The 6,310-nt window shown below is 47.6% G+C and carries 7 protein-coding genes and 1 pseudogene; 7 read left to right on the top strand and 1 reads right to left on the bottom strand.

What is annotated here, in order from left to right:
* Positions 1 to 216 precede the first annotated feature (216 nt).
* The 6 genes from EI42_RS31425 to EI42_RS31400 all read left to right on the top strand — a co-directional run bounded on the left by EI42_RS31425 (position 217) and on the right by EI42_RS31400 (position 5,258).
* Positions 217 to 915, top strand: coding sequence for a transposase (locus EI42_RS31425; protein WP_211326449.1), 699 nt, complete (start codon positions 217 to 219; stop codon positions 913 to 915).
* A complete protein-coding gene (locus EI42_RS31420) occupies positions 912 to 1,262 on the top strand; it encodes an arginase family protein (protein ID WP_111326890.1) in 351 nt (116 codons plus the stop codon). Before EI42_RS31425 ends, EI42_RS31420 begins: the two co-directional genes overlap by 4 nt.
* Positions 1,240 to 1,416 (top strand): cysteine hydrolase family protein, encoded by a 177-nt coding sequence (locus tag EI42_RS33670; RefSeq protein WP_211326448.1) that lies wholly within the window; start codon positions 1,240 to 1,242, stop codon positions 1,414 to 1,416. Before EI42_RS31420 ends, EI42_RS33670 begins: the two co-directional genes overlap by 23 nt.
* Positions 1,413 to 1,772, top strand: a complete 360-nt coding sequence (locus EI42_RS31415) for a cysteine hydrolase family protein (RefSeq protein ID WP_211326450.1) — start codon at positions 1,413 to 1,415, stop codon at positions 1,770 to 1,772. Before EI42_RS33670 ends, EI42_RS31415 begins: the two co-directional genes overlap by 4 nt.
* 1,260 nt (positions 1,773 to 3,032) lie before the next feature.
* A complete protein-coding gene (locus tag EI42_RS31410) occupies positions 3,033 to 3,317 on the top strand; it encodes an ADP-ribosylation factor GTPase-activating family protein (protein WP_111326888.1) in 285 nt (94 codons plus the stop codon).
* Between the two features lie 840 nt (positions 3,318 to 4,157).
* On the top strand, positions 4,158 to 5,258 hold the full coding sequence (locus EI42_RS31400; RefSeq protein ID WP_111326884.1) for a hypothetical protein: 1,101 nt from the start codon (positions 4,158 to 4,160) through the stop codon (positions 5,256 to 5,258).
* 44 nt (positions 5,259 to 5,302) lie between these two features.
* Here the strand turns inward: EI42_RS31400 and EI42_RS33665 are convergent, their stop codons facing one another.
* Positions 5,303 to 5,590: a hypothetical protein gene (locus tag EI42_RS33665; protein ID WP_211326447.1), complete on the bottom strand. Its 288-nt coding sequence runs from the start codon at positions 5,588 to 5,590 to the stop codon at positions 5,303 to 5,305.
* Positions 5,591 to 6,225: 635 nt separating this feature from the next.
* Between EI42_RS33665 and EI42_RS35085 the strand changes: the two are divergent.
* Positions 6,226 to 6,310, top strand: a pseudogene (locus EI42_RS35085) (hypothetical protein); the annotation flags it as partial.

The raw sequence follows: 6,310 nt of genomic DNA, 5'->3' as shown, positions 1-6,310 counted from the left end.
GAAATCGTCCATCTTTTTGGTGTTTCTTGCGCCACCATCAAACGGTATGCGAAACAACAACGAGAGACCGAAGAACTGACTCCCAAGGCTATTCCAGGTCGCCCAGCCACGAAAGGAGATGCTTGACAGGCAGGCCTATGGAGTCAACTGGAAGCTCATCGGGACGCAACGCTTGCTGAGGACCGTCATATTTGGGAAGCTATGCAGAACCAGCACGTGAGTCCAGCGACCCTGGGCCGAGCGATCAGCAGTTTGGGTTGGATGCGAAAAAAAAAGACGTTGGTAGCCGCCGAGCGCGATGAGGAGGCACGGGCAGCCTTGCGGGTTCAAGTCGGACGAGAACGATGTGACGAGTGGATCTTTGTTGATGAATGTGGAGCGCATATCTCTCTAATCGCTCTGTATGCTCGTTCTCCACGAGGAACGCGAGCCATTGGCAAGGTTCCTCGCAACACAGGGATCAAGACGACCTTGATCGCTTCGTTCTCCCTGACTGGGATGGGGGAGGCTTTGATCTTGAAAGGGGCCGCAGATGCCAGTGCGTTTGCGACCGACATTGAACAGGTTCTCGCTCCCACGTTGCAACCAGGGCAAACAGTCGTCCTGGATACTCTGAATATCCATCATGGGGTTCGGGTTCGAGACGCGATTGAAGCCAAAGAATGCCGTGTGGTGTTCTTACCCTCCTCCTCACCCGATCTTTCACCCACTGAGCAGGCGTTTTCTCAATTCAAAACGTGTTTACGACGCATTGGCGCTCGAACGCCAGAAGCGCTCCAAGAAGCAATCATCCAAGTGCTGGGGATGATGAGTGCTCAAGACGCTCAGAATTGGTTTCCTCACTGCAGCTATCTCCAGCGCGAAGGGGAACCCATCTTTCCTGAAACCCGGCAGTTCGAGGCTCAAGCCTTCTGATTACTGCTTTAAGTGCACACGATATACGCAGTAACTGTTGGAAATCTCAACTAGAGAATATGTTAAAGGCTACAGAAAGGTTGTATGTGAGCATTGATATTGATGTGCAGAATCCCGATGTAGCTCCTGGAACAAGTTTCACCATTCCCTATGGACTTTCATTAGGACATGTTCTCGATATACTGGCATTTCTCCGGCAGTATCCCTTGCTGGGTGCTGACATCGTGGAATTTAACCCCTTGCTTGACAAGAACAATCAGACACTCGTGGTTGCAAGCGAAGTGCTTGCAGCTTTAGTGACATCTTTATGCAAAGGAGAGGAAAATGAAAGCACTGCTTGTCATTGATGCACAGAATGGAATTGTTACAAAAAAGGATTTTTCTTCTGTCCTGCATTCTATAAAACAACTTATTTCGATTTTTACGTCTCGAAAAGAGCCTGTCTTCTTTCTACTCCAGGAAGATGAGCAAGGGAATGGAGACTTAGTCCCAGGAAACTGATTGCGGACTTAGCACTATTTGATCATCCTATTATTACAAAGAGGTCCCCGAGCGCATTCCATAAAACCGCTTTAGAAGAAAAACTGCGCGAAAAAGGAGTTGATCATGTAGTGATTTGTGGATTTAATACTGAATATTGTGCTCTGTTTACGGCTATAGCGGCATATGATAGAGGTTTTAAGGTTTCTTTTATTGAGGACGCAACAGGAACGGTTGCTGATGCCAACACGTATGAAATGCCTGGACTTGATATCAGAGACTTTGTTGGATCAGTTTTAAACTGGTCGAAGGTCATTGATGTGCCATACTTTGAAGAGTTCAAACGTCAGCTTGCTGAGGAGTGTCGGGGACTTTAAGGCACTCCCAACGGGTACGTGATACATTTCTCCTTAATGTGGAAGTATCTTTGCCAAAAACCTTTGCAGGAGGAGGACAGCGATGGGGTTCGCAGAAAAATGAAAGCGCTTTCAATGCATTCGCGGCCGTTCCATTTGTCGTTGTGAGCCAAGGAGGTGCGCGGTGCGGTAAGATCGACGAGAGAGAGTCAACAAGCTTTGGAGGATCGTCCAAATCGGAGCCCGGGATACTGACTCCTCCATGATTTCTGGAAAACCCACTGTCTACCAACGTATGAGCACGCGCCCGAGGCAGGCTGTTTTTAAAGCCACTGGTTGTGTATGATCTCATCTTTCTGCTGTGAGAAAGGGAAGGGTTGACCCCAATACCACTATGATTGGCTGCCGCGTCTTGTAATCGAGGCCAGCAAGTGAGTTGGCCAAGCTTCGTAAAGTATGCAAAGACCCCCATGTCAACGACGATAGAACGCTCATCAGCAGGCATGACTGAGATCAGGAGCAGAATTGGCTTGCTTCATACAGAAGTTCACCAGTGAAAGAGTCCAAATTGCCAATGAGTTTTGATTCAGAACTCAAAAGAAAGGTTCTCATGATGCTCGACATGGATACTCTCATCACCATATGGCCTGTCATACCTGATGACCTTTGTCAAGCTCATTTGTTCGTCCGAAGTGTAAAGCTCTCTCGTAAGCCGAGCCTTTCGCACCGGAAGTGCTGACCTCTGCGCTGGTGGGACAATGATATGCTTCAAGAGCGACACTTCTTCCGCTTCATGGTACGGTATCGGCGTCCGGCTCTTCCAACGTTGTCGTATCGTGGCCAACTAAAGTGGTTCATATGCGCGTCTGGCCCGACCTGGTGCGCCTGATGCAGGGACTGGCTTAGAGTCTGGAAGCGGATAAGACCGGCTTATGAGAGTGTAGATTTACATTGCGGTGCCAACCCGAAGCAGCAAATGAGGGGAGCCTGCTGATAGACAGATACAGCATGATTGGCCGCAGCCTCCGGTTGGGCAGATGAGAAGGAGCTAAACTGCTGTGTGCCATGGGACAAGGAAGTCATTCCAGGTATGCCATTGCGCCAGCCAATACCAGCGCTCATGCCCTGCTTGACGGCTTTCTGCTGGTGCGATGATAGCTCTGATCTGCCTTCGGTTTGGCTATTCGATCCGTTGGCTGCTCCTCGAACAGTACGCATACGTTTTGAGCCAAGAGTGGGCTAGAACTATGAAAGTCCATTCAACAGGTGAGTGCAGCGAGCATGGACGTGCCATCAAGTAACTGGGCTGGACATGAAAAAAAGACACTCATAGCAACTGAGCAGGACGAGGAGATACGGGTAGCCTGGCGCGTCCGCATTGAACAAGACCAGCAGGAGAACTGGAGATGTGTCGATGCATGTGGAACGCACATCGTGCTGATGCCACTTTCCACTCGCTCTCCTCAAGGGGCGTGGGCCTGTGGCCACAGGCCCTGCAATTATGGAATTACTATCTGCTTGATTGCCTCGCTTTCTGCCAATGGGATGCGTGAGGCATCATTCTGAATGGTGCTGTGGGTGCTCGTGCGTTTGCAAGGTACATCGAGCAGAATCTGGCTTCCGGCTTACAGCCAGAACAAACAGAGGTCATGGATAAGCTGCGTGCTCATCATGCAAGGCTTCTGTGTTTGCGAGGTGATTGAGCCAGCATTCTCGAAAGTGAAAACCTGCTTACGGCGCAGCAAGGAGACTCAGACATGGGAGCCGCTTCAAGCAGCGATTGTCGAAGTTCTGGAAACCGTTACAGCACAAGGTGCCTGCAGCCGGGTTCGCTTACTGCGGATGTCTCGCCTATGAGAGCGATATCATCTTTACAGAAGCACAGTTGTTTGAGGCTTAAGCCTTTTGATTACTGCTCTAGCTGACCGAAGCTTCGCCGGAACACGCAAACACTGGCGGCTCCTTGCTTGGGCATTTATATTATGGCACCTCCCAGGCTTCGATACAAGTGAGATCACTGCTGGAACCATACCGAGCGATGTTCCTTCGTGGGCCGCGGCAAAAGGTTGAAAACCGTGTACGCAACAGCGCAGAGCTGTTTTCGCTTACAGAAAGAATGTCCAGATCCCTTGTCTGGGCTGTATGTATTACCTGATAGGCGAGGTGGCGTTGTACAAAGCCTACATCTGGCTGAACCGGCACTCCACTCGCCACTGTTGGCTTTTGCTAATGTGCTGACTTGGTTACACCAAACATTTGATAATGCTCATTTAATTGAACAGGAGCAAACATGATGCCAGTAGCAGAATTACTTAATTCACAGGAAAAGTTGCTTAATGCGCAACTATCCTTTTTTCTGACCTTACAGTTTCTCCAGGAACAAAAGATGAAATTTGTATAGGGAGATTGAATATCAATAGTTATATTCTTGTTCCTTCTTTCGTTGAAGAGATTATTTATCGGCTCGCTCAAGGAGAGACAGTAGGGCAAGTACAACAATCTTTTAAGGAAAGGGGGGAAGAGGTTGACCTTTGTGATTTTGTCCGTGAACTTGTAAACCTTAATTATATCGAGCGCATTAATGACTACCAAATTGATAGTTTGCAACTTACAGAAGCAGGTGGTTTCTCGTTTCCCTTTATTCAACAAAAACATGCACGTTGGATTTTCAATAAGAAAGTAGGTGTTATATGGCTAATTATAGTATTGCTTGGAGTAGTCATTACATTTAGCGGTAATGCAGGATCGATTATTCCAACTTATCAGAGTTTTTTCTGGCATCCTATACTCCTAATAGTAGTGCTTGGATCTTTTGTTTTTGATATTATAACAGGAATCACCCATGAGTTTTGCCATTTCCTAGCAGCACGAGCTTGTGGTAACAGCTTTTCGTCCATATCCTTAAGTAGACGACTCTTCCATTTAGTCTATCAGACGAAAGTACGCAATATCTGGTCCCTATCAAAAAAACAGCGTTATTTAGTCTACCTTTCAGGGATGATGTATGATTTATTTCTCTTATCCCTATTCACTATCATCTCACTACTCTCTAAGGATAAAAGCATTCTCATATATAATTTCTCTCGGTTTGCAATACTATTCCTTGGTTTCGGAATCCTTTTTGAGTTTCGCTTTTACATGAAGACTGACTTCTATTTTTTTCTTGCTGATTGGTTAGATTATCCTACACTCTATGAAGATGCATTCCAGCTTGTAATTCATCTATTTAAACGTAACTTTCAGGCTTTCTTAGAAACATCTCTCATAGTCCCGATTTTCGCACTTTTTATGGTTCTCGCATGTAGTATTGATATTTGGCTGACACTTGCATATCTTTTACCATCCCTCTATCAAACAATTACAACAGTATTCCATTCTTTTAGAGATGGAGATATGTTGCTGATTATAGCAAATACTCTTTCAGCGATTCTATTCTTCCTTGAGTTAGGACTCGTTATTTTTTTCCTTGTCAGAGATGTTCTGCAAAAGAGGAAGAGCTTTTTCTAATTAGCTACAGCAGAAGGTACAGGTTCCTTCTGCTCAGCCGCACTCTAGGGATGGGCTTGTTTCACTTCGGGCAGCACTGCAGGCTGCGTAATGACTCGCTGCAAGTAGCAGTCAAGCAGGACATGATCGGTGGAGTTAGCTGTGGGTAAATCCGACACCTGTGACGGTCTAGCCCGAGGGGAGAGGATCTCGGGGAATGGACACACAAGTGGGACCGTTTCGTCCCTGGACGACAGGTGAGCCAGGGAGGAAAGCATCTGCTGATGCGTCCAACAAGCCGACGTGGTGTTGCGCCAGGAAGTGGCATTCACGGGAGCTGTGTCTTCTTTCAAACGACAGGAGGAGCTGACAGGGATGCTGGTGTCGCGTCAGCGCGCGCAGGGAGCGGCGTGAAGTGATGCCTGGAGTTGCCCCTGTGGGTGTAGCTGAGTTTCTTAAAAAGAGATTTCCCCAGCAAGAGTGGCATGCCAATACCGGCCAAGTGGGACTTGTGCTTCACCGATGGGGTAGGGACGCCTCCGGTATTTGGGTGAGTCACTTTCGATGTCGTATGCGGGAGGATGAACGACACCTGCACACGATGACTGGACTGCATTTCTTTGTTTGCGTGTGTCTTACGCTTTCTTCATTCACATGTGAAATTGAGTCATAGCAGGCTCTAGACAAACACAAGATTGTGAGTAATAATTGCTCTGTTTTCTGTGGAATGTTCTTGGAGAAGACCATTCTCCGGTCTGTCTGATCCTCTGTATGAAAAGGGTCAAGGCTGAGAGAGCAGAAAAAGCTATAGGATGCGAGCGTCATGTCCTTGAATACCATGTAGAGAAGTAGAAGAACAATGAGAAAGGAGATACTTGCAATGGCCAATCCGGACCATCTGGCGCTGCTGGAACAGGGTGTGAAGCGATGGAATCAATGGCGTACGGAGCATCCCGAGATCGTCCCTGACTGAGAGGGAGCCGATCTTTCAGGGAGACATTTCTTTCAGGCGAATTTCACGGGGGCACGGATGCGGAAGGTGAATTTGCGTGATACAGAACTGTATATGACAG

Origin of the sequence: Thermosporothrix hazakensis, from assembly GCF_003253565.1 — a bacterium.
Lineage (GTDB): Bacteria > Chloroflexota > Ktedonobacteria > Ktedonobacterales > Ktedonobacteraceae > Thermosporothrix > Thermosporothrix hazakensis.
Note: the sequence above shows the minus strand (reverse complement) of the source record. Positions and strands in the feature narration are given on the sequence as shown.

What these genes read in the sequence shown, in the direction of transcription:
- EI42_RS31410 (WP_111326888.1), top strand. Translation starts at nt 3,033, where the DNA reads ATGGACGTGCCATCAAGTAACTGGGCTGGACATGAAAAAAAGACACTC.
- EI42_RS33670 (WP_211326448.1), top strand. Translation starts at nt 1,240, where the DNA reads ATGAAAGCACTGCTTGTCATTGATGCACAGAATGGAATTGTTACAAAA.